17 protein-coding genes and 1 tRNA gene are annotated in these 23685 nt (G+C 55.5%); 13 read left to right on the plus strand and 5 right to left on the minus strand.

Annotated features, from left to right (window positions below; all coding sequences use genetic code 11):
• Window positions 1–138: 138 nt before the first annotated feature.
• Window positions 139–1113 (plus strand): aldo/keto reductase, encoded by a 975-nt coding sequence (locus CA51_RS10770; RefSeq protein WP_145120420.1) that lies wholly within the window; start codon window positions 139–141, stop codon window positions 1111–1113.
• 285 nt (window positions 1114–1398) lie between these two features.
• Complete coding sequence (locus tag CA51_RS10775; RefSeq protein ID WP_231746113.1) at window positions 1399–2532, plus strand: cysteine desulfurase family protein; 1134 nt, start codon at window positions 1399–1401, stop codon at window positions 2530–2532.
• A gap of 14 nt (window positions 2533–2546) precedes the next feature.
• Here CA51_RS10775 and CA51_RS10780 read toward each other — a convergent pair whose 3' ends face one another.
• Window positions 2547–3521 (minus strand): hypothetical protein, encoded by a 975-nt coding sequence (locus tag CA51_RS10780; RefSeq protein WP_145120422.1) that lies wholly within the window; start codon window positions 3519–3521, stop codon window positions 2547–2549.
• Window positions 3522–4196: 675 nt separating this feature from the next.
• Here CA51_RS10780 and CA51_RS10785 point away from each other — a divergent pair.
• The 3 genes from CA51_RS10785 to CA51_RS10795 all read left to right on the plus strand — a co-directional run bounded on the left by CA51_RS10785 (window position 4197) and on the right by CA51_RS10795 (window position 6517).
• On the plus strand, window positions 4197–5045 hold the full coding sequence (locus CA51_RS10785) for a glycosyltransferase family 2 protein (protein ID WP_231746114.1): 849 nt from the start codon (window positions 4197–4199) through the stop codon (window positions 5043–5045).
• Window positions 5046–5115: 70 nt separating this feature from the next.
• A complete protein-coding gene (locus tag CA51_RS10790; RefSeq protein ID WP_145120424.1) occupies window positions 5116–5943 on the plus strand; it encodes an alpha/beta hydrolase family protein in 828 nt (275 codons plus the stop codon).
• Window positions 5944–6444: 501 nt separating this feature from the next.
• A tRNA-Asn gene (locus CA51_RS10795) sits at window positions 6445–6517 on the plus strand.
• A gap of 1098 nt (window positions 6518–7615) precedes the next feature.
• Here the strand turns inward: CA51_RS10795 and CA51_RS10800 are convergent.
• Genes CA51_RS10800 through CA51_RS10810 form a run of 3 tightly spaced genes read right to left on the minus strand, consistent with a single transcriptional unit; the run spans window position 7616 to window position 9269 of the window.
• Window positions 7616–8161, minus strand: coding sequence for a GNAT family N-acetyltransferase (locus CA51_RS10800; RefSeq protein ID WP_145120426.1), 546 nt, complete (start codon window positions 8159–8161; stop codon window positions 7616–7618).
• Complete coding sequence (locus CA51_RS10805) at window positions 8158–8796, minus strand: helix-turn-helix domain-containing protein (protein ID WP_231746115.1); 639 nt, start codon at window positions 8794–8796, stop codon at window positions 8158–8160. Before CA51_RS10805 ends, CA51_RS10800 begins: the two co-directional genes overlap by 4 nt.
• Window positions 8797–8852: 56 nt before the next feature.
• The gene (locus tag CA51_RS10810) at window positions 8853–9269 is read right to left on the minus strand and encodes a hypothetical protein (protein ID WP_145120430.1); all 417 of its coding nucleotides are present in this window, start codon (window positions 9267–9269) and stop codon (window positions 8853–8855) included.
• A 538-nt stretch (window positions 9270–9807) separates the two neighbouring features.
• Here CA51_RS10810 and CA51_RS10820 point away from each other — a divergent pair.
• The 6 genes from CA51_RS10820 (at window position 9808) to CA51_RS10845 (ending at window position 18011) form a co-directional block, all read left to right on the plus strand.
• Entirely contained in the window at window positions 9808–10083 is a 276-nt protein-coding gene (locus CA51_RS10820) for a transposase (protein WP_261343078.1), read from the plus strand.
• Between the two features lie 162 nt (window positions 10084–10245).
• Window positions 10246–11325: a hypothetical protein gene (locus CA51_RS10825; protein WP_231746116.1), complete on the plus strand. Its 1080-nt coding sequence runs from the start codon at window positions 10246–10248 to the stop codon at window positions 11323–11325.
• A gap of 985 nt (window positions 11326–12310) precedes the next feature.
• Window positions 12311–12616: a type II toxin-antitoxin system CcdA family antitoxin gene (locus CA51_RS10830; RefSeq protein ID WP_145120436.1), complete on the plus strand. Its 306-nt coding sequence runs from the start codon at window positions 12311–12313 to the stop codon at window positions 12614–12616.
• 62 nt (window positions 12617–12678) lie between these two features.
• Complete coding sequence (locus tag CA51_RS10835) at window positions 12679–12978, plus strand: transposase (protein WP_231746117.1); 300 nt, start codon at window positions 12679–12681, stop codon at window positions 12976–12978.
• Window positions 12975–13853 (plus strand): IS3 family transposase, encoded by an 879-nt coding sequence (locus tag CA51_RS10840; RefSeq protein WP_145120438.1) that lies wholly within the window; start codon window positions 12975–12977, stop codon window positions 13851–13853. Before CA51_RS10835 ends, CA51_RS10840 begins: the two co-directional genes overlap by 4 nt.
• A gap of 570 nt (window positions 13854–14423) precedes the next feature.
• Window positions 14424–18011, plus strand: a complete 3588-nt coding sequence (locus CA51_RS10845) for a PIN domain-containing protein (RefSeq protein ID WP_197451745.1) — start codon at window positions 14424–14426, stop codon at window positions 18009–18011.
• A gap of 212 nt (window positions 18012–18223) precedes the next feature.
• Here CA51_RS10845 and CA51_RS10850 read toward each other — a convergent pair whose 3' ends face one another.
• On the minus strand, window positions 18224–19480 hold the full coding sequence (locus CA51_RS10850; protein ID WP_145124115.1) for an IS256 family transposase: 1257 nt from the start codon (window positions 19478–19480) through the stop codon (window positions 18224–18226).
• 804 nt (window positions 19481–20284) lie between these two features.
• Between CA51_RS10850 and CA51_RS10855 the strand changes: the two genes are divergently transcribed.
• The gene (locus CA51_RS10855) at window positions 20285–21043 is read left to right on the plus strand and encodes a hypothetical protein (RefSeq protein WP_145120442.1); all 759 of its coding nucleotides are present in this window, start codon (window positions 20285–20287) and stop codon (window positions 21041–21043) included.
• Window positions 21044–21739: 696 nt separating this feature from the next.
• Window positions 21740–23611, plus strand: coding sequence for a sodium:solute symporter family protein (locus CA51_RS10860; RefSeq protein ID WP_197451746.1), 1872 nt, complete (start codon window positions 21740–21742; stop codon window positions 23609–23611).
• Window positions 23612–23685: the final 74 nt, after the last annotated feature.

The raw sequence follows: 23685 nt of genomic DNA on the forward strand, positions 1-23685 counted from the left end.
GCGGGAACCGCTTCGCAACATTCGCCGCAAACGATAACATAGGCTCAAGCCGACCGTTATAGCGAGTTGGTCGCGTTTGCCCAGTGGATGTGTTGTCGCGACCCCGCTTGCGACCTCGATCCTGGGAACCACCAAACCATGTCAGCCACCGAACTCCGCCCCTTGGGACAAACCGATATCCGGGTCTCTCCCGTCGCGATGGGCTGCTGGCCGATCGCCGGAATGACCAGTCTAGAGGTGAACGATCCCGACAGCTTGGCGACGCTTGATGCCGCCTTCGACGCCGGCATCAACTTCTTCGACACCGCGTATTGTTACGGTGCCAACGGCGAGAGCGAACGGTTGATCGGCCGCGGTTTGGGAAATCGCCGCGACCAAATCGTGATCGCGACCAAAGGCGGAATCGCTTGGGACGCCGATGGCCAACGCGTCCAAGACGCTTCCCCCGCGACGCTTCGACGGCAGTGCGACGAGAGCCTGCAGCGACTGGGAACCGACCGCGTCGAACTGCTCTATCTGCACGGCCCCGATCCGGATGTTCCCGTGGCCGAATCGGCGGGCGAACTGAAACGTTTGATGGACGCCGGCAAGACCCGCAGCGTCGGCGTTTCGAACTTTAACGTCGAACAATTGGAAGAGTTTCACGCGGTCTGCCCGCTCTCCGCCGTTCAGCCTCATTTCAATATGCTGCAGCAGGAGATCACTCACGACATCCTGCCCTGGTGCGAAGCCAACGGCGCTTCGGCGATCATCTATTGGCCGCTGATGAAGGGGCTGTTGGCGGGCAAATTGTCCCGCGACCACCAGTTCGCTCCCGGCGATGGCCGCGCGAAGTACCCGATGTTCCAGGGGGAGGAGTGGCAGAAGAATCAAGACTTTGTCGACGCGCTACGCCAATTGGCGCTCGAGATCGGCCGAACCGTTTCGGACGTGGTGATCAATTGGACGATTCATCATCCGGGGATCACCGCAGCGCTTTGTGGAGCCAAGCGGCCGTATCAAATCACCGAGACCGCAGCGGCACTCTCGTGGCGATTGTCAGCTGACCAAAGGGCAAGGATCGACCAAGCGATCGCCGACCGCGGCCCGGCAGCCGGACGATCGGCTGTCTAACCAGCCGCTTCAATCGGTACAATCGCGTTGCTGTTTCGCGGAAACTGTCGCTCTGCCAGTCGGCCGCAACGATCACCGAATCGCTCTATCTTAACATGGGGCTACCGGGGCGAATTCGTCGCTCCGCTTCCAGTGCAAATCGGCGAAGGTATCCCCCGCCACGCGCTGCCGTCCGGTTTTTCAAGCGAACCGGACGCTAGCCCGTGGCGGCTGGTACCCGATCCTAAAAACGATTTTCCCTGGCCCCGATTCGCATCGTTTTTGGTTGACGAGGTCACAGTTCCCTTGAGACACATCTATCTAGACTTTAACACCACGACCCCGTTGGCCCCTTCGGTCGGCGAAGCGATGCAGCCGTTTTGGGACGAACATTTTTTGTTACCCACGCAACAGCATCCCGCCGGATTGGCGTTGGGCGAACTCGTCGACACGGCTCGGGAACAGGTAGCCAATCTGTTGGGCTGCGATCCGTTCGAAGTCGTATTCACCTCCGGCGGCACCGAAGCGAACAACCTGGCGATCCTGGGCGTCTGCCGTGCCTGGCAGCAAGCCGGTAAGCCGCCCGGCCGCGTGATCGTGTCGGCCAGCGAGCACGATTCGGTGATCGCCGCCGCAAATTCGTTGCAGTTCGACGGATGGCATATCGAATATCTCGACGTCGATCCCGACGGTCGAGTCGACCCGGAACAGCTCGATGCGATGCTGCAGCACGATACGGCGCTGGTTTGTGTCCAGGCGGCGTGCAGTATTTCCGGCGTCCTGCAGCCGGTTCGCCAAGTCGCCGACATCTGCCACGCCCGCGGCGTACTGCTGCACTGCGACGCGGCTCAATTGGCCGGCAAGCAGCCGATCGATACCGGTTCGTTGCGAGCGGATACGATCGCGATCAGCGGTCACAAAATGTATGGCCCCAAGGGAATCGGAGCCCTCTATGTCCGACGAGGTTTGAAACTGTCACCGATCCTGTATGGCGAAGCTCAAGAGATGGGGCTGCGTCCCGGTTCGGGAAACATCACCGGCGAGATCGGTCTCGGCGCGGCGGCGAAGATGGCCGCGCGTGGTGCCGAGGATGCCGCCGATGCGATGGCCGCACTCCGCGATCGGTTTGAAGATCGACTCCAACAGGCGATATCGCCGACGCCACGGGTGCTGGGAAATCAAGTCTCCCGGCTGCCCAACACGTCGCTAATCACGCTGCCGATTCGCGTCCCATTGCAATTCAATAAAGCGACCTCGGATCTTGTTATCTCACGTCCCCGCTGCGCTCAACCGCAGGACTGGATGACTCGCTGCCTGGTCGCTATCGGGCTCAGCGAACAACAGATCGCTTGCACGCTGCGAGTGAGCGTCGGCTGGACGACGTCGCAAGAATCGGTCGATCAAGCAGCCGACCAGATCATCCGCGCGTTGGAAAACTGATTCGCCGGCAGGATTCAATTGCTGACTAGCAACGCTTCGATCTGCGTCAAAACCTCTGGCGAGGCAACTTTTTTGCCCGTCACCAAATACGAAAAGTTGTCCGCCAAGATCTCCTCCGGATGGATCAAGTATTTGGTGTTCCGTCCCACCTGCGACATGAAGCCGTCCAAGTCTCCCATCGCGTGCCCGACGAAGCTGCCATCGTCACGCAACACCGGTGTCCAGATGCCGTCTTGTTTTTCAAGCTGCACAAACTTGACCTGCAGAAACGCGAAAAAGGACTTCTCGTGGCTGGGATCGAATTCCGCCACGCTGGAAAACAGCACCGGCGCCACATCGACCGACTGGCCATCGACGTCGACGGTGATGTAGTGCTGCACGATCGGGGCGTCGGGATTGGTGATCCGTCGGTTTTGATCCGCCGCCGGCAACTGCACCTCGTCGCACGGCTCGAATCCAATCGTTGCATAGAGTTGATCGCGCCATTGGGGCGACTGACGCGAGGCGATATGAAACAGTTCGTGAGCCAACAGTCGCAGCATATCCTCGGGGCGGCGGACGATCCGTTTTTCGGGCAACACGATCGCATTGCCCCGCGTGTGCGGCGCCCCCGCCTCGGAATTTCCCTTCGTGCAGACCAGTAAGATCTCTTCGGGCAGCGGCAGATTCCACTCGCCCACACGCGCCGCCAACTGCTCCACCGCCGGGCGAACGGTCGCGATAAACGCATCGGTCCACGGTTGGATGTCTTCGGCAGCCGACCGACGATAATCGGTGGAACTCACCTCTTCGCGCGTGTTCAACCGACTCTGCAAATCGAACCGGCTCAATCGCTGCGTGAACGTATCCTCCGCCTGCAAAACCTCCGCCCCCTCGGCGACCGTGGCGAAACGGACGACGCATTCGGGAGTCAGCGGGATCTCTTGTCCGAGCATAATTGAACCTTGGGCTGCCAAGATCAGCGTGATCCAAATTCGAAAGTGCATCATCGATCGGCTCCGTTAATCTGTGGAAAGCGATGCAGGCGGCGCCGCCCGATTCTCGTCGGAATCATTATAGGGCAAGCAAACGCCAGCTTGGGGAGCGGGGCGAAACAGCGCAGGGCTGATCAGTGTTTGTGCTTAGGCAAATTAGCCGCCACGCGTTAGCGTCCGGTTCTCCAGGTAAACCGGACGCTAACGCGTGGCGGCTGATACCTCAAATTGAAACACTGAATAGCCCTGCGAAACAGCGACATTCCATCTTCGTCGCCGCGCAAATCAGCCGCCACGCGCTAGCGGCTTGTCGGTTTAATCAGCCGTTTGGGCGTTAGCCCCGGTTCCGCTGACACCAAACCTGGGCTAACGCCCAAACGGCTAATGCAGGGAAGCTCGTTGTGACTAAACCGACAAGCCGCTAACGTCCGGTTCTGCGAGGTGCCTCGCGCTCCTGCGACGGCGGCCGATCCCAACTAACTCCGCCGACGTCGGTGCAATCGGTGCGTATCCCGCGACCGCTACAAAGCGTCCATCGGGCCCACGCTTTTGGTTTGCCGAGTACCTTGCGACCGCAGCGATTCAAAACCATGTGCAAGAGTTGAACAACGTCCCCGTACCTTGGGTTTCGTTGTATCAGCATCTGCCTCTTTTGGCTATGCGGATCCCACTGCCGGAAGAGAAAGCACGATGAACAAGATCCTGACCGCAACCTCCGCGTCGACTGAAAATCGTCCATCCGCCAACGACAACGCGCGTGGCCGCGGATTCGATAATTCCGAACACTGCATGCATCTGCTCGAAGAGGCGCAGTCGTTGGTCCAGCAGTCGATCGACGACGACCAGCCCGGTGCGCCGGAGCTGTCGGTCGTGATCCCCGTCTTCAACGAACGCGAGACGCTGCCGCAGGTGATCGCCGCGGTCCAAGCCCTGCCGATCACTAAAGAGATCATCATCGTCGACGATGGCAGCAGCGACGGGACCGCCGATTGGCTCCGCAGCCAACGCGGGAAGTCGGGCCTGACGATCGTCTTGCGGCGTCGCAATCGCGGCAAGGGATCCGCGCTGCGAATGGGCTTTCGCCACTGTCGCGGCGCGATCATCGCGATCCAAGATGCCGACCTCGAATACGATCCCCGCGATCTGATGAAAGTCATCCGGCCGATCCAGGATGGGCTGTCCGATATCGCTTACGGTTCCCGCTACCTGGGCAACGAAGTGCAAGACCCTTCGTTCCTGCATCGCCTGGGGAATCGGGTGCTGACCGGTTTAAGTAACGTTACGACCGGGCTGCGGTTGACCGATATGGAGACCTGTTACAAAGCGTTCCGCCGGGAATTGATCCAAGGGGTGACGCTGCGACAGTGCCGGTTTGGATTCGAACCCGAGGTGACCGCCAAGCTGGCTCGCAGCGGCCAACGGTTCATGGAAGTCCCGATCGAATACCAGAGTCGCGGCTACGACGAAGGCAAGAAGATCGGTTGGCGCGATGGTGTTAACGCGATCTACTGCATGTTACGGTACAGCCGCTGGGATTGAGCCGCCGGTTGGTCCTGGCGGTGAGGATCGATATGCGGGGCTGAACAACGAACGCGCTGGAACTCCATCGATGTGGCTTCGCAAACGACTCGCCGACCGCTTCATTCTGCGTCCCTCACGGCACGTTGTCGACGATCCGCAACCCGCCACGCGATTGATCGTCGATGGACCGCAAGGCGACATCGAATGCTTCGCGACGCGAAAGCCTGCCGGCACGCAAGCCGCCGCGCTGTTGGACGTGGATCAACCCCCCGCTGATCTGCTGATCTTAAAGCTCCCCGGAACGGGCGGCCGCGCCGAGCGATCGACAGCTTTTCCCGCCCTCCTCTTCCAGCCGCGCGATGTCGAAGTCTGGACCTGGAATCCGCCCGGCTACGGACTCAGCCAAGGCTCCGCCTCGCTGCGACACATCCCCGCCGCAGTCCTTGCCGTTTGGGATCATCTGCAACAGCACCGCGTCGGCACTAACACAAAAACCTTGATCGTCGGCAACAGCCTCGGATCGGTGACCGCGTTGTATTTGGCCAGCCAACGCGCGGCCGACGCTCTGATGATTCGCAACCCGCCGCCGCTTGTCGATATGGTCCGCGACGGCAACGCCTGGTGGAACGCCCATCGCGGTGGAACCTGGATCGCGGCATCGATCGAAGCGAAGATGGACGCCACGACAACCGCCGGTCACTGCCAATTGCCAGCCTTGTTTGTGCAATCGCAACTCGACGCCTTGGTCCCGGCGAGGCTGCAACAATCGATCATCGACGCCTACGCCGGCCCGCACCGCCTGGTCGTCCTGCCCGAAGCCCAACACGACACACCCTATCGCCCCGACGACCTCGAAGCGATCCAGCTGGGCTTGCAGTGGCTGATCCCCGAATTTTTCGACAAGCCGCTGGAGTAAAGGCTTCAGCCGACCGCGTCCCAAGCGCTGGAGTAAGAGGCTTTAGCCGATTCACGCGCCGCTAGATATCCGCCCACCGCCAGATCAAGTCGCTTAGAGGCTCGACTCCAGCCCCGCCAAATAATCCGTTCTCCGGCCGTCTCACCCAAACACTGCAGCCCCTCCGTCGCGTTCACGCTCGTCAAGCGAGCGTGCAACGAGCGACCGATCGATCGCAAGTCCAGCGTTTCGGCGTGGCGGAGTCAGAAAATTTTCAGCGAGCGATGGTCGTTTGGCGGCTCGGCGGCAGCTTCAAACAAGCGGAAAGTCAAGATTTTCCGGCACGATTGGTACAAACCGTGCTAGGACGACTCAAGTTGTGAAAAAAGCTTGCCGATAGCCCCTAAGGCGACCTTGCGAGGATGAAAGTGATACAGTAAATTTCGGACACGAGAGGAACGCCGCTTTCGGAACCCAAGTCCCCCAAGGACCTGGCGCCCACAGCAGCAATCCGCTCCATATTCCCCTGTAGCTCAGTTGGTAGAGCAGGCGGCTGTTAACCGCCTTGTCAGAGGTTCGAGTCCTCTCGGGGGAGCTTTTTCAGTTTTCTGAAAACTAGCGACAAACCACTCAACGCCCGCGGTAGTGCATGACACCCGCGGGCGTTTTTTCGTTTACGCTCGGTTTTTCGCGGCACTTAAACGCCGCGGCATCCAACCCGCAATGTTCTTGCATGTGCGTCGAGAGTCCCGGGCTGCCGAATCCAATCACCCCGATTCGCCCCAGACCCCCAGAGAACTCTCTGGTTTTCTGTTTAGCTTGGCGAACTGGTTTACGCGGGCGAGCTTTGACTCGGTCAGCATGTAGCGCCCCAAGAACCTTCACGAAGCATCTCGCGGATCACCCCCAAGACTGCATTCAATTTGACTGGGTGGTGTCAGTCTCGATCGCCATTTGCCCAAGGTCGTTTGTTCGACTTCTTCTGCATCGTCGATCACGTGCTTCGCAACTACAACCCCGACTCAGCGTACGTGCAAATTGCAGATTAGAACGGAGTCACTTGCAAATCATCTTGCGACAACGTCACCTGAGATAAAATCCTCGGATGCTGCCAGTGGTGAGGTTGAAGTGAAAGAACTGCTGCCGGACGTCTGGGCCAAACTGCATCCCGAACCGCTCCGCAGCGGAATCGCTAGCACTCGCCGCCCGCCACCGAAAACTAACCAACCGATAGCCGCGTCGAACGTTTACGTTAGATCCATCGTTGCCGCGACCTCCATCACAAGAATCAACGGGCAGAGGCGCATCGTCCGGCTCCAGTAAGCTCTTGGTTATGATACCGTAAGCTGGTGGGATACTCCCAGTTCAGCAGATAAGCATGCCGCTGGCCAGTGCGGCGAATCATTCGTCTGCCGCTTTGTATTTGCGAACAGCAATACGAATGCAGGTCCAATTTGGTGAAGACCAGCTCCGGGTGTCCGCGAAACTTGTTGACCGTCGTGCGGGTCGCTCGGGCGACATGTTGTTCGAGTTCGGCCAGCTCCACTAGCTACGTCTCCGCCCTCTTCTTGATGCGGCCGCGAGTGGACGGCTTCGCCTTATTTTTGGCTTCCCCAGCATCAACGCCAGGCCGCAGGGGTCCAAAATCGTCAAGCATTGTTACTTTATCAATCAAAACAAGACATTGAAGAAGTCACTTGCTGTCGCCATCAGCCTCAGCCAATCGGTGTTTCATCACACCGAGGCCGGGACCGAACGTAACGTCCGGGATCATTTCAAAATCGAAGCGTGCATAGAGCTTCAACGCAGCTACATTGTTAGGATCGACGAGAAGGAGCAGGTACTCCGACGGCTTGGTTCGTTCGCAATTGATCAGGTTTGCTTCGCCAATCAAATGGTTCATAATCTGGCGTGAATATCGCCAATCTGAATCTGGCGGCTGGCCTTGAAATCGCTCATCGATTCCAAGCATTGGGATATAGAGCAGTCGTGTGTAATTGCCATCAGGCATCGGCCACCGCCAGTTTACGAGGCCGAGTGAGCCGTAGCCGACAATTTCTCCTGTTTGTAAGCGATACAACCAAACCGTCGAACCTCGGCTAATCGAATCAAAAGCGCCGGAACCGGTGATCCACTCCGTGCAGAATCTTCCGGACACTGAGTCGCCAGAAGAAAAGCCGACCAAGGCGTCTCGGTCGGCTTCAACAAACCTATCTGCATAAAGCTGAAATTCACTCATTGTCCTCGAGCGTTTTCCTTCCAAGACGGCAGTGCCTGACCTTTAAGCGATGAACGAGGTAGCGAGTCATCGCGAAGAGCATTTGCCATCGCCTCGCTCATTTCCTGACCATCTCGTTCAAATGCTGCCGCTGCATCCAAGTAGTCCATGACTTCGATGTCCGGCCATAGTTCACGAACATCAACGTCAACGGCAGCCGCGATCTTTTCCAGCGTTGCCCTTTGGGGGCGGCATTTTCGGTTGAGCATTTGCGAGATTGCGGGTTGTGAACAATCGATTCGCTTGGCAAGTTCTTGTTGAGTGATGTGTTTATTCTTCATGATTTGTCGCAATCGCTCAGCAAACTGTGCCTCTTGCGAATTCATTTTCTCAACTTCCGATTGCAAGGCTGGAAACTTCTCTGCGGCCCCAGCTTCGGAATGTGCCAGGTCCATTCCGTAGCGGCCCTCGGTATCCGGCAGCAAACGAAACTGGTCCAACAACGTATGCCACGCGCGACCTTTGTCGCCGGGAAGGGACTCGGGATCGTCGATGATTGCCATCAGTCGCTCGGAATTGCTGCGAAGCTGGTCGCTGCATTCGGTTAGCGCAGCGAAGAACGCTTGCTGCTGGGTTCCGTGCAACGAGAGAATCATTCGCATCAGCGAAGTGTTCGTGTTCTCCAGTGGTGCGTCGGGAGTTTCGGTCGTACTCATGGCAATCCAAACGGGTTGTCGTGGCTAATGTGCATTCGCTCCAGAATGACGTTCAAACGCATCTGAAGGATCTCGATCAAAAAGTCTGTTAGCGGTTCATCCAGCATCATCACCGAAAGAATCCAAATTCCGCCTCCAGGTTCGGGTTGAGTGAAGATAACGCGGTAGCCGCTGGCTATCCCGTATCCCTCCTCCACTACCAGTTCCCAGAACGAGGTTTCACCAAGCCTGCGTACCGCGGTATCGAAAACCTGATTGTCCCCCGCTTCCCGCCACTGCAACTTCAATGCCTGGCGCCACAACTGTGCCCGCCCCGCTCGTCGAGGCAGAATCACGTGGGCATCACGGAACGCTGAGAGGCAGAACCGGACATCTTGCCGAAGCGGAAGTTCGTCAGGTTGCATTTCTTCCATCGGTTCGGTATAACAAACTTATAACACAAAAGCGGGGCTGACAAGGGTAATTACCATCTAAGCCATAAATCATGCCCCTTCAAGACGCCATTCAGTGCCTCGAATTCTTTTCTAATAATCAATAGCTGGGGGTGGATATGAGTAATTGTCAATTGTTGTGTTTTGAGAAATTGAATTAGGCGGCGATCTCATCCTGCATGATTCCGTCTTTGAAGGAACGCCCTTCGGTGACGAGAGTGATCTTTTCGTGGCAGTTCAAGAATCAGAGGGGGACATCCACAATACGCTCTCTTCAGTTCGTTGCGGTCGGTGACCACGACCAGCGTCGGAGACTTCATCGCCAGTTGCTGGAAGCGCTTGCCCGCGTAGTAGCACATGGAAATGCTCTTGCTATGGAAATGCTCTTGCTGCTGCCCTGAGTAATCGGAGGGGGACAATCGGAGGGGGACATCCACAAAACGCTCTGGTGTGCTCCCTAGAAACTGTTCCATGAGTCATGAGAGTGTACCGGCCAATGGTGGCCCAGGAGACTCTTGAAATGACGAACGCACGAAAACGGCGTAGGCCGGAACAGATTGTGAAGGCACTTGCCGAAGGCGAAGCCATGCTGGCAGCCGGTAAGTCCGCTGCTGAGGTGTATCAGAAACTTGGCGTTGTCGAATCGACTTGGATGCGATGGAAGAAACAGTTTGGTGGCATGAAGTCGGATGAGGCCAAGCGGCTGCGCGAACTTGAAGTTGAAAACCAGAGGCTTAAGGAGTTGCTGGCCGAAGCGGAACTCGACAAGAAGATGATCGCAGAGGGAAACTTCTAAGCCCGATGGGAGCAGAAGGGGACACCCACAAAAGGGGGGCAGAAGGGGACACCCACAAAATGATTGCCTTCGCGGAGTCGCACACCTAGAATTGCTTAATGCAGTGCCGGAGTAACAATTGCAACGAGATTTGATCTGTTTTCGTAGTCGGAGGGCTTTGGGATGGCTCGACAATCGCGGGGTGAGGTGCTCGATCCCGATCAGGTGCAGATCGTGCACTGTATCGAGCGATGTGTCCGTCGCGCTTTCTTGTGTGGTGAGGATCCCTATACCCGACAGTCGTTCGAGCACCGCCGTCGTTGGATCCGAGAACGACTCGAATTCCTCGCCTCCTGCTTTGCAATCGATTGCCTGACGTTTTCGATCATGAGCAATCACCTGCACTTGGTGCTGCGCAGCCGTCCGGACGTCGTTGCTGTCTTGTCCGATGAAGAAATCGCCAGGCGGTGGCTGCTGCTGTTCCCCAAGCGTCGCAACGATGACGGGGCCCCCGCCGAGCCTTCCCCCACAGAGGTTGCCGCGATCGTTAATAACGAACCGGTGCTGGCTGAGCGCCGTCGTCGGCTATCGGATATCAGTTGGTGGATGCGGTGTACAGCGGAAAACATTGCCCGCCGCAGTAACGCCGAAGATCAGGTGAGTGGTCACTTTTGGGAGGGGCGATTTAAAGCTCAGTTGATTCTCGACGAAGCAAGCCTATTGGCCTGCGCCGCCTACGTCGATTTGAATCCAATTCGCGCTGCGATGGTTCAGACGCTGGAAGCGAGTGAATTCACCGGAGCCAAGGAGAGGATCGATGATATCACTTGCGCATCGGAGCAAGACCGCAAGCACGTTCATGACTGGGAGCGAAGCCGAGTACCGCCCAACAGTGGATGGATGAGTCCAGTGGAGATCGTCGAGCGAGACGATCCGATCGGCGCGGACGTCGATGCGAGCCATCGTCGGTCGAGCTGCAAAGGCTTTTTGTCGATATCTTTGTCCAAGTATCTTGAACTGTTGGATTGGACGGGGCGTCAGTTGCGAGACGACAAGCGAGGCGCGATCCCTGCCGAACTCGCACCTATTCTGACTCGGATCGGACTCGACGCACCGGCCTGGTGCGATTTGGTCAAACGATTCGGGCGTCTGTTCAAACGAGCCGCCGGCACATCGGAGAGTCTCAGCGCAGAAGCCGCTCGTCGCGGGCAAGCATGGATGCAAGCTCCCGGAAACCCATTGGCTGGCCAAGCCCCTCCGTAGATTCCCGCCATCGTCCCTTCAACTGACCCGAAATCCAACCACTTCTGGCCCCAGTCGCAAACTACTACGTGCGGCAAGGCGCCGGAACCGCGTCACCCAAGCTATCCCCCCGATCAAGAAGCCGTTTCAACGCCCCCCAAGTACCTTTCGAAGCCCATATCCCGGCTCTCGCCCCTAAAAAATGAATGCTTGCGCTAGCTCAAAGCTTGGCCGTCCCCAAATGCGTCAATGCTTTTGACAAGATTATCAACACGAAGACGCTCGACGTTTGCAAAGACCCGCATGAATGTGATGGGAATGGCGAAGACGATGATGAGCACGATGATTGACCTAGCTCAAAGCTTGGCTGTCCCCAAATGCGCCCCCTCCGTAGATTCCCGCCATCGTCCCTTCAACTGACCCGAAATCCAACCACTTCTGGCCCCAGTCGCAAACTACTACGTGCGGCAATATCGCCGGAACCGCGTCACCAAAGCTATCCCCCCCGATCAAGAAGCCGTTTCAACGCCCCCAAGTACCTTTCGAAGCCCATATCCCGGCTCTCGCCCCTAAAAAATGAATGCTTGCGCTAGCTCAAAGCTTGGCCGTCCCCAAATGCGTCAATGATTGGATATACTGCAGAGGCGGCGAAGTCCCGCGCAGGACTGAGAACCGCGCACTTGAATGAAAGAGAGCTGGAAAAGATGTAGCATGCTATCTACACCGACAATTTGAATTGACGCGCGAAGCGTCAAGTTGTGCTTCCTCCCAAATACCGCCAACCTGAGCCGTAAGGCTCTTGAACGCAGAGAAGCAGTACTTGTGCCGCGCCCCGAAAGGGGCGCTGGCTAGGTGCTGTTCTCTGCGCCCCTTGGCGGGGGTTGGGAGGTGCGGCCTTAGTTCAGCGCCCTCTCTTCTTGCGGGAGACTACATGACAAGTGACGATGCCGGTGAGTGCAAGGGCGATTCTGCTAGCACAACGAATGTCGTCCAAGGATGTGGTTGCTTGACCGTATTTCTAGGATTGGCGATGTGGTGCTTCGTTTGGCTCAACATGTCAGCCCCTACCGAGGAACAGCTTCAACGAGAACTTGAACAGCAAGAGCTGATCGAGGACATGGAGCGAAGGAAGCAAGAGAACATGAAGGCAATCGTCGCAGCTAAGCGGTTTGTTCTCAGCAAATTGAAGTCACCTTCAACCGCCAGGTTTCCATGGGGAAGCGATGAATACAACGTAGTTTCATCACATGACGGAAAAGAGTGGACGGTCTCGTCGCACGTTGACGCTCAGAATAGCTTCGGAGCCATGTGAGGTGGTGACCTGATCGCGGGCGCGCTCAGGGCTTAGGATGGCCGCTCAAGGAGATTGCCAGAATGAGCAAGAAGCCACTCAAAGACACTAATAAAGCACGGCGTCAGTTCACCGATCAATTCAAGAAAGATGCGGTGCAGATGCTGCTCGACGGGCATGCCGCGAGTTCAATCTTCGACCGTCTCGGCCTGACAGGTACGAACTTGTTGTACCGATGGAAGCGAGAACAGTTGCGTCAAAGCGGCCCCGTTGCTTCGTCGCTCGACAGCCGTGTGAAAGAACTTGAAGCCGAGCTGAAGAGAGTCGAGCGAGAGCGTGACATTTTAAAAAAAGCATTATCTATTTTCAGCCGAAGCGATTGAATGATCGATTCGTCGCTGCGGCAGAAGTCATGGATTCGTCGAATGCAACGGCCACCGAAGTCTGCCAGGTTCTGTCACTCTCGCGAAGCTCGTTCTATCAATTCCAAAAAGCGACTGAACGAGATGAATCAACGCGGGCAGAGGAGCTTGCCCCGATAATCATCGACATCTTCTGGAAGCATCGGCGGCGCTATGGGGCCCGACGAATCAGCAGTGAATTAGCTGATCGAGGCATTGTCGTTTGTCGAAGAACGGTTGCGGAATCGTTGAAAATGCAGGGTTTGAAAGCGATTCAGCCTAAGTCGTTTCAACCAAAGACAACCGACAGTCGGCACCGGTTGGGATATAGTCCGAACTTGCTTCTGGAGCCCTTCGAACTCAACGCGGTCAACAGACTATGGGTCGCCGACATCACCTACATTCCCATGGCGGAGCGTCGTTTCGCCTACTTGTCCATGATCATGGATCGCTTCTCGCGACGACTCATCGGATGGAAATTGGATGTAGCGATGACCGAGCATCTCGTCATTGGAAGTCTGAAGGATGCGATTATGATTCGACAGCCTGGATGTGAATTGATCCATCATAGCGATCGCGGTGGCCAGTACGCCGGCAATCGCTTTCGGCAGATCCTCAAGCGGTCGTCAATTCGACAGAGCATGAGTCGCGCTGGTGACTGCTATGACAACGCATTCATGGAAAGTTGCTTTGGAACCATCAAGACTGAACTGGAGATGACCGAATACGAGACTGTAGCTGAAGGCGAGCGCGAGCTCGGAAGCTACTTCAGCTACTACAACCAAGACCGGAAGCACTCGAGTCTTGGCTACCAAACACCCACCCAGTTTGAATCCACTCACCCAGGGCAAGAATAAGCCCTGAGCGCGCCCGCAATCAGGTCACCACCTCAATGATTCGTTCACGCTGGAAGGTCGAAATGGTCAGTGAGTTAGGTTCGTGGCAAGCAACACGCGTTAATATCGAATGAATTGGTTTTGCGTTTCTCGCAAGATTTACTGCCGAAAGAACTGGTGCTAAGCACTGAGCATGGAACAGCAGAGAATTGCATTATTTTGCGAGACGATCTGACCGACCGCGAATATGCGTCGCTACCGCTGGCTTAAGTGACGAGCTCCGGTCTTTTGATTTCCTCTCCATAGCGAGCATTCAGTGCAACATGCTAAGGTGAGCGTCTGGCAGAGTATGGGGCATAGTCCGAATAGGACTGGCGACCCTCATTCGCTCGTAATGAATTGACCCACCCTGGTACCTACCGCTTGTACGCACGTCACATGCGACTTAGATATCCTCAACCCGGTAACGAAGAGGAGTTCGAGGACTTCTGTCTTCGGTACTACCGCCACTCCTTGGAGAGAGGCGGCCTAGTTCGATACGGCAAGCGAGGTGAGAGACAAGACGGGATCGACATCATTGATCAACACTGCATGAAGCCGCTGTACGTGGTCCAATGCAAGAATCATGAGCCCACTAAGGCAATTCCACCGCAGGAAATTAAGGACGAAGTTGCCAAGCTCGAGCAGACATTGCACCCTGTTGATTTCTACATCATTGCAACAACCGCACGAAAGAGCCGAAACGCGCAGGACGCGGTACTGGCGTTGAACCAACGGAACAATGGTCAACCTCCATTCAAAGTCGAAATCCACTTCTGGGAAGATATCTGTGCACGTTTAGATGAGTTTGGCAAGGCTGTTGCAGACTTCCTTGTCTGGGGTGAGCGAACGTTGGAGGAAACACTTCGGACTATCCAACTTCTTGCTGCCAACACGTCTGCGTTTCCAGACAACGCGAGCACTGTACAGGTCGACGCAACTGAACTCCATTTAGAAATCAGTACATTATTTGATCAGCGGAAAATTGTTGCGGTGGAACACGAAATCGCCAAGTTGGCTGACCCCGAAACTGATTCAGCATTGAGCCGAGAGGAACGCTACTCAATCCTAAGACTCAAGGCCAAGCTTGCTGTTGAGCACCTCAGATTTGATGAGGCGGCGCGTCTGTTCAAGTTGGCGCACCAGGCCTGCCCTGAGATCCCGAAAGCACAGCAAAACTACGTGTTTGCACTTGAGTTAAGCGGAGACAGAAAGACTGCGTTCAAAGAGGCTGAGAAGCTAATTGATCAGAATGCAGACTCGTCGTATCTGGTCAGTTTGCTCATTCGCAACTGTGAAAATGAAACTGATCTTGATCAGTATCGTTCAGTGATTGATGACTTCGCGGAGAAAGAAGAGGACGTCAATCTCGCGCTTGTGACCAAATTCCTTGCCTGGGACGAGCCAGAAAGTGCGGAGAAAGCCGCCAATCGCGCACTTACTCTCTCTCCGACATCAGCACATGCCTTGTTTTGGCGCGGCGCTGTCGATCACCATTGTGGAATGAATGGCGATTGGCGGCTTCGTGCCGACCGATTGAAGAACGCGATCAGTCATTACACAAAGTCGCTAAAAGCTTGTGAACGCGACGGATACCGAGGTCTACTCCCCGAAGTCCTCAATCACCGCGCTCGAGTCAATGGATTTCTTGGCAATAGAACCGAGGCTGAGCGTGACTATCGACGTGCAGTTGAAGTCTCGGAAGAGCAGTTTCTCTACGCGGAGTCTGCGGTTTCATTCTTTCTGCAACATGGCGACTTCGAATCTGCTTGGGAGTTCGTCCCATTGCTCAGTGACTCGTCCAACGAGTCAAGATATTTGACGGGAGTCATTGAATACTACCATGGCCCGAAAAGTAAGAAACGCGAGCTTATCGAGGAATTTGGGGAACTTGCAAGCATCAATTTCGATCGAGCTGTTGATGTGCGGTTCCACTGCGTCGAATGGGCGATCGCACTGCAAGACTACGGTCTCGCGCTTGAGTATGCGCCGAATAGTTTTCTTGAGTCGCATCCGCTTCAGGGGAACACATTGCGAGCATGGATAGCTTTGGAGTCAGGCGATACTGAAGGTTCACATCAGTGGGCAAACAAGGCAATTGAGTCGAGTTCCAGATCTGCAAATCGCCAGGAGATCGCGGTTCTTGCAAACCTGCTAATGCGAATTGGAAGCGATGAGAAGGCATTGCCACTGTGTGAAAAAGCATCGATTCCAGGTGTTTTAAATGACGACTGCAAACGCCTTCTTGAATGTGCACAGCGACTTGATCGACAAGACACCCTTCTGCGAATTTGTTCCGAACTCCGCGAAACCGATCAACAGGACAACCGCATTCGGAGGTTGGAAGTAGAGCTGCTGTCGCACTATGCACCAGAACGAGCTTTCTCGCTTGCAGAGGAATTCACCAGTCACGACCACACCTACTTTTCTGTTGCTCGAAACTACCTGGCTGTTCAACTTGGCGACCCAAGTCAAGTCAAAATCGACAACGAAGCTTTACCCAGCCCAGCGGATTTTCCCCCCGAAGAAGCGTATCTGGTCGTAACGCCATACATCGAAATTGGGCGTTACCTCGATGCTATCGACTTTGCCTACCAACAACTACGGCGTTACTTCTCCAATGAGCGAGCCCACGGGCAATACATTTGGGTGATGCTGGAATACGGTGAGAGTGCAACGATCCCTTCTGAACAGAGCACCGTAACCGACCAAAGCGCCGTTCAGCTCCAAAATCTCACCACAAACGAAGAGCGGTGGCTAATAATCGAAGACGATCAGCCAGACACTGCTCGTAATGAGGTTGCGTCATCCACACCCGCAGCGCAATCGCTAATCGGTAAACGAGTCGGGGATGTCGTCTGTGTCATCGGTGGCTCCCTGCAGCTCCAGTCAGAGACAGTTACTCAAGTTCAGCACAAGTACGTACGACTATTCCAAGAGACGATCGCAAATTTCCAGAATCGGTTTCCCGGTTCAGGAGCGATACAGTCGATTCACCTTGGTAAGCCAGACAGTCCTGATACCACGCCAATCGTCGAGAGTCTCAAGGGACGCCAGAAGCATGTTAAAACGGTAACGGATTACTACCGTGAGAAGCCGTGCTCGTTGCACCTACTGGGAACCAGCCTTGGAGTCAATCTCTACCAACTCATCAGTTTGCTGGCGATTCGGAGTGACATGTTTATTCGGTGCGTCGACTGCTCCCCTGAAGACTTCGACGAGCTCGCTAGTGAAAGACGATCCCAAAATAGGTTCGTTCTTGACTTATCTGCAATCGTGACAATCGCCCTCCTGAATTCTTGGTCAAAACTGCCTTCGAACAACGAGTACCTCATTTCCCGAGCAACCAAGAACACTCTTGCCGAATGGCTTGCAGAACTTGAGGATGGACGACGTTCTAAGACATACGCAACGCTCAGTGACGATGGCCGTTTTTCAATCGAAGATGTTCCGAGAGAACATCTCGACAAAGAACTCAGCGACCTTCGGACGGCCGTTGAACAAATTGACAGTCTCTGTGTGATTCGAGATTCGATGGCGATCTCAGAACTGGATCCTAAGCGTAGGGAACGCTACCTGGATTTCCTAGGAATATGTTCATTGGAATCACTTAGCGTGGCGAAAGACGAGGATGCCCTGATTTGGACGGACGACTTGTGCGTCGCAATTATTGGCGAATCGGACTTTGGTGTTAAACGAACCTGGACACAACAGTTCTTGAAATCCCAAGAACTGAACGGCGATATTGAGTTGGCGACCTACAGGAGACAGACTGCAATGTTGGCAGCCTGGAATTACGCAGAAACAATCTGGAGTGTCGGTGATTTGGTCGCAGCGGGTGAGAAGAGTGGCTGGGACGTTGCAGCTTGGCCATTTCGTGAGTGTCTCGCCCTTATCGGATCCTGTCCGTTGAAAAACGCCCAAAAGGCGCAAGTGCTCTTCGAATTCTTTGGATTGCTTCGTCGATCGTCGTGTGTGGAGCTGAAGCACTCGGTTATTATTCAGACCGCACTAGATCATTTGGGGCATGCAGCTACGGTGCGCTGGATGCTTCGTCGCGTTGATCAGGCGTTCCCAATCGATTTCCCAACTGCGGAATTCCTGAAGGCAGAGTTTGCGTATTGGCTGCGACTACGTTAGCCCCGAGATCGTGATGCCTGAAAGACCGCAATGATCGCTCTCCGCGTAGCTTCCGGTAGCCCACCCCACGCGTACACCAATTCAACCAATTTGTCGCTGTCAGGCAACGAATGCAGGTAGATTGCTTCGGGTTCTGCTTCGCCCTTAGTCGATAGCTGGCTCGTCCCCCGTATTTTGAGTAATTGTCAATTGTTGTGTTTTGAGAAATTGAATTAGGCGGCGATCTCATCCTGCATGATTCCGTCTTTGAAGGAACGTCCTTCGATGACGTGAGTGATCTTTTCGTGGCAGTTCAGGCGTCTCCATTTCTTGGATGCTGATTGGGCGAGCTTGAACATCATCGCCAAGCTTGCTCGCCGGGTTCCACTTCCTTTGGTCTTTCGATGGCGAAGCCGGATCGTCGCGAACGTGGACTCGATCGGGTTGGTCGTTCGGAGGTGACTCCAGTGCTCCGCCGGGAAGTCGTAGAACGCCAACAGCACGTCGCGGTCCTTCTTTAAGCACACGCATGCAGGAGCGTATTTCGCTCCGTACTTTTCAAGGAAGTGATCGAATGCTTTGTTCGCGTCGTCCTTCGTCTCGGCTTGCCAGATTTCATGCAGGTCACCCTTCGCCTTGGGCTGCACGCTCTTGGGCATCTTGTTCAAAACGTTGGACGTCTTGTGGACCCAGCAGCGCTGTTCGCGGGTCTCGGGAAACACTTTCCGAATCGCCGCCCAGAAGCCTAACGCACCGTCACCGATGGCGATCTTCGGAGCCATCTTCAGGCCTCGTTGCTTGAGATCGATGAGCAGTTCACTCCAGCTTTGCTCGCTTTCACGGTAGCCATCGAGGACGGCGATCAGTTCCTTTTTCCCATCGGGAGTTGCTCCCATTAGCACCAGCAAGCACTGCTTTTTGTTGGCATCGTCTTCCAGGCGGACCTTGGCGTGAATGCCATCGGCCCAGACGTAAACGTATTGCTTGTCGGATAAATCACGTTTGCTCCAATCGTCGTACTCGGTACACCACTGTTCCTTCAGCCGACAGACGACGTTGGGACTTAGGTCGGCGGCACGCTCGCCCACAAGCGACTGAAGGGCTTCCACGAAATCACCGGTCGAGATCCCTTTGAGGTACAGCCAAGGAATCAAATCTTCGATGGCCTTGGCCTTTCGCAGGTAGCTTGGCAACACGCTGGGCGAAAACGTGACCAGCCGGTTGCGATCGGGGTCGTTGTCGCGAACTCGCCCTTGGTTGATGGGAATGGATCCAGCACCGGTGAGGATGTCCCGCTCCGGCAAGCTTCCGTTCTTGACGACGAGTCGCCTGCCTCGCTCATCGGTTCGATTGGAATGCATGCCGATGAAGGCTTCGACCTCAGCGTCGATCGCAGCTTGCAGCATTCGCCTGGCTCCTTCGCGAACAATTTCGTCGAGTGGACTTCGCTGGTCAAACAGAGCCCGAAACGAAACCACTTCGGGATCGATCTGGCCGCCCACTGGCACATCGGGCCTGTCTGACTTAGTCTTGGTCACGGCGTATTCCTTTGCCCACTTCGGGCCGTTGGAGGGTAGAAGTTCCAACAGGATGCGCCACCTTTTTCATTCACTCAAGAACACGACTTTCGACAATACCTCGCTATGTGCGATGAACCACAGCTGCGTGGCATTTTGGGCAGAAGCGTAAGCTTGATTCCGTTAACGATGGCGGTGGACCTAACATGTTGGATTCGGTATCGGACAGCAAACGGTCGTAACGGCTGCACCGCCGAACGGTATTACCAGGCCGTTGAACAGCCGGGGCGGTATTGCTAAAAGAGGTTTCGAGCACCAGATATGAGAGTTGTGGTCGTGCCGCTCGGATCTGGCAATTCTGGAATTCCAATCGTGCAGTAGTTCTTCCCCCAGATTTTTAGGACGAAAACGATGTCAGAGTATCAATGGATTGAATTTCGTGCAGTGGACGGGCCGCTCGATGATGCAAGCTTGGAATTCATGCGCCAACAATCCACTCGAGCGGAGATTTCCCGTTGGTCATTCACAAACGAATATCACTTCGGCGATTTTCGCGGTGATGTCGATCAGATGATGCGGCGAGGCTACGACGTTCATGTCCACTATGCTAACTTTGGAATCCGGCGAATCGCTTTCCGAATGCCCGACGGGTTTCCTTTCGCCGATGCGATCAAACCCTATCTGTTCGAGGAGGGAATCTTTTGGGAACCGGATGGAACGGGGACAGCAGGAATTCTGACCTTGGAACCCGAAGGCGACGCGGGGACCTGGGAATGGATGGAGGATGTTCAGAATCTCGCCAGCGACTTGATTCCGATTCGTGAGATGTTGATCGTTGGTGATCTGCGACCGCTGTACATCGCGCATCTCGCATTCAATTGGGACGACGACGCGATTGAGCCGCCAGTACCAGCGGGACTTCGTGACCAACACTACGCGCTAGACCGGTTGCGCAGTTTTTACGAGATTGACCCGGACCTATTGTCGGTCGCGTCCGAAGCATCTCCAGAACGGAACAAGAGCGCAAGCGACGATTCCATGATCGACAATTGGATGGCATCGCTCTCCGAGGCAGAACTGGCGGAGAACTTACGGCGTTGCTTAACCGAGCCGAAACTCGCTGCATCGCAGTTGCTCACAACAATCCGCACCCAGGCGTCTGAGGCTCCAAACCTTGGAACTGGGGAGCGTACATTGGGGCAATTGCGAGAGGCTGTGTCCAAAATCGAAGCCGAACGATTGCGAATCCAACTTGCAGAGGCGGCAAAACGATCGGCAGAACAAAAAGCCGCAGCGGAGAAAGCACTCGAAAAACAATTGGCTTCAATCGCCGAAAATCCCGAACTTACAATCGGTCGCATCGACAGCGCGATCTCCGAAAGAAACCGCCCCGCCTATCAGCGTGCAGCTAAGCAACTAGGCTTGCTTGCTATGGCTTGCGGCAAACCGATGGCGGATGCGAAAGCGGACGCGATTCGGCAAAAGTATCCCACACGCAGCGCATTGAGCAGTGAACTAAAAAAGGAAGGCTTCTAAGGGACGGCTCAAAAATGACTTCCCGATTCAATCTTTCATAACGTGCCAATCGGATGTCTCGTTCTTGGCTGAAGCTCGAGCTGGAACCTTTAAGTTTAACGGACGGGTTTAACACGTTGTGAGGCAATTGTACTTCGAGAGCTTGGCGTCGTGCCGGATGTAGTCTCTGCTCAGAAATCGCTCGGTCGCCTGCACGCCACGCCGATAAATCCGTTTCGAGATTGCGACTTTAACCTGCAGCCCAGTGCTCGTGGCGGTTCGAGCAGGGCTGATCAGTGTTTGTGCTTAGGCAAATCAGCCGCCACGCGCCAGCGTCCGGTTCTCCAGCTAAACCGGACGCTAGCGGCTTGTCGGTTTAGTCACAACGAGCTTCCTTGCATTAGCCGTTTGGGCGTTAGCCCCGGTTTAGTGGCAGCGGAACCGGGGCTAACGCCCAAACGGCTGATTAAACCGACAAGCCGCTAGCGCGTGGCGGCTGATACCTCAAATTGAAACACTGAATAGCCCTGGCCGTCCCTTAGCGATATCCCACGCAGTTTTTTTCCCGATTGCGAAATGATCCAGGGCGATGTCTCGAAGATTCTTAAGCCCCCCTCCCTTTTCCTGCGGAGGCTGAAATCGGCTAACGTATACGGATTCCGCTTCGTCCAGCTCCTTAGATCGTCGCGACGATTCACCCCCAGCCAAGAACCCAATATGATCCTAACCGCTATCGACTATGCGATCATCGGTGCCTACTTCGCCATCACGATTGGGATCGGATTCTGGTTCCGCAATCGAGCCAGCAAGGACATTGCGGAGTATTTTGTCTCTGGACGGTCGTTGCCATGGTGGATTGCCGGGACGTCGATGGTCGCGACAACGTTTGCCGCAGATACGCCGTTGGCCGTAACTGGGCTTACGATTCAGCACGGTCTGGCCGGGAATTGGGTTTGGTGGTCGTTTGCGCTCGGTGGCATGATCACTGTTTTCGTTTATGCCAAGCTGTGGCGAAGGTCGGGCGTGATGACCGACGTCGAGCTCGTCGAGCTACGCTACTCGGGCAAATCGGCGGCCCTGCTGCGTGGTTCCCGGGCGATCTACGTCGCCCTGATCGTCAATCCGATCATCATCGGTTGGGTGACGTCGGCGATGTTCATAGTGTTGGACGAAACTGTCTTGTTCGAACTGCCCGCGTCGACGCTCGAACAAACGGTATTCGGCGATAACGCGCTGTCGGTTCGGCCTTGGTTGATCATCGCTGGAACGCTGATGATGGTGGGCGTCTATGGGACGCTTTCGGGAATGTGGGGCGTTGCAGTCGCTGATGCGCTGCAATTCTGTCTCGCGATGTTCGGCTGTATTGCCTTGGCATGGCTGGCGATCGCGCACTTCGGTGGCGCTTCGCAATTGGAAGCCAAAGTGATCGAGAACTTTGGCGAGGGCGGCACGGCAGCGTTTGATTTGATCCCCGATTTTACAGGTGCCAACGCATGGCTGCCGCTGCATGTATTTTTGTTGCTGCTGTTGGTGCAATGGTGGGCGACATGGTATCCAGGCGCTGAACCCGGCGGTGGCGGATTTATCGTTCAGCGGATGGCGGCTTGCAAAGATGAACGTCATTCGCTGCTCGCGACGCTGTGGTTTCAGATCGCCCACTACTGTGTTCGTCCCTGGCCATGGTTAGTCGTAGCGCTGGCTGCGCTTGCGATGTACCCGGAACTGCGTCAAAGCGAACTTGCCGATCCCGCTTTTAACTCTGGCGTCGGTTTTCCGAGAGTGATGCGCGACCTCAGTCCTCCGGGACTTCGCGGCCTGTTGACTGTCACGTTCTTCGCCGCGTTCATGTCGACGCTCAGCACCCAAATGAACTGGGGCGCATCGTATTTAGTTCGCGATGTCTACCAGCGGTTTATGCGTCCCGATGCAACGGAAAAACAATTAAACCGAGCGTCGCGTTATGCGTCGCTGATCGTGTTGCTGGCCGGTGGCGTCGCGTCGGTGCTGATGTTTGGCCAATCGGTCGACGCTGCTTGGCGGTTGTTATTGGCGTTGGGCGCTGGCACAGGAGCCGTTTTTATGCTGCGTTGGTTTTGGTGGCGGATCAACGCTTGGAGCGAGATCGTTTCGATGTTCGGATCGCTTCTGTTTTTCTTGACAGTCGAACCGATCGCGCTTGCCAGCGGACTGGTGTCCGCCGATGGCGGCGGCCCCATCTTAGGGCCGGAGGTCAAGATGTTTTCTGTTGCCGTGATGACGATCGCGCTGTGGGTGATCGTCACTTGGTTAACGCCCCCCGTCGATGACGCGACGCTCGATAGGTTCTTTCAAATGGTCAGGCCGGGCGGACCGTTTTGGAAGCCGGTCGCCGAACGCAATCCCAACGTCAAGGTCGATACCGACATTGGCCTTTCGATCCTAACCGCCCTCTCCGCAACGGGGATCGTTTACGCGGTGCTGCCGGGAATTGGGAACCTGATCTTTGGGCACTACCAAGCCGCGGCGCTGTGCGGCGGGATCGCCGCCATTTTGACAGCGATCGTTGCCGTTTTGGTGAAGCGATTGACACGAGTCGATTCTCATTCGTAGGAGCAGCAGTAGGGGACATCCACAAAATGATTGCCTTTGGCGTGGCGGTTGGCCTCGAATTGCGTCGCCAGGAC

It is taken from the genome of Rosistilla oblonga (genome assembly GCF_007751715.1).
GTDB classification, from domain to species: domain Bacteria; phylum Planctomycetota; class Planctomycetia; order Pirellulales; family Pirellulaceae; genus Rosistilla; species Rosistilla oblonga.

Excerpts from the sequence above, each read along its gene's own strand:
- CA51_RS10770 (WP_145120420.1), top strand. The coding sequence starts at position 139 with ATGTCAGCCACCGAACTCCGCCCCTTGGGACAAACCGATATCCGGGTC.
- CA51_RS10780 (WP_145120422.1), bottom strand. The coding sequence starts at position 3,521 with ATGATGCACTTTCGAATTTGGATCACGCTGATCTTGGCAGCCCAAGGT.
- CA51_RS10785 (WP_231746114.1), top strand. The coding sequence starts at position 4,197 with ATGAACAAGATCCTGACCGCAACCTCCGCGTCGACTGAAAATCGTCCA.
- CA51_RS10790 (WP_145120424.1), top strand. The coding sequence starts at position 5,116 with ATGTGGCTTCGCAAACGACTCGCCGACCGCTTCATTCTGCGTCCCTCA.
- CA51_RS10800 (WP_145120426.1), bottom strand. The coding sequence starts at position 8,161 with ATGAGTGAATTTCAGCTTTATGCAGATAGGTTTGTTGAAGCCGACCGA.
- CA51_RS10805 (WP_231746115.1), bottom strand. The coding sequence starts at position 8,796 with ATGATTCTCTCGTTGCACGGAACCCAGCAGCAAGCGTTCTTCGCTGCG.
- CA51_RS10810 (WP_145120430.1), bottom strand. The coding sequence starts at position 9,269 with ATGGAAGAAATGCAACCTGACGAACTTCCGCTTCGGCAAGATGTCCGG.
- CA51_RS10820 (WP_261343078.1), top strand. The coding sequence starts at position 9,808 with ATGACGAACGCACGAAAACGGCGTAGGCCGGAACAGATTGTGAAGGCA.
- CA51_RS10825 (WP_231746116.1), top strand. The coding sequence starts at position 10,246 with ATGGCTCGACAATCGCGGGGTGAGGTGCTCGATCCCGATCAGGTGCAG.
- CA51_RS10835 (WP_231746117.1), top strand. The coding sequence starts at position 12,679 with ATGAGCAAGAAGCCACTCAAAGACACTAATAAAGCACGGCGTCAGTTC.
- CA51_RS10845 (WP_197451745.1), top strand. The coding sequence starts at position 14,424 with ATGAAGCCGCTGTACGTGGTCCAATGCAAGAATCATGAGCCCACTAAG.
- CA51_RS10855 (WP_145120442.1), top strand. The coding sequence starts at position 20,285 with ATGGAGGATGTTCAGAATCTCGCCAGCGACTTGATTCCGATTCGTGAG.
- CA51_RS10860 (WP_197451746.1), top strand. The coding sequence starts at position 21,740 with ATGATCCTAACCGCTATCGACTATGCGATCATCGGTGCCTACTTCGCC.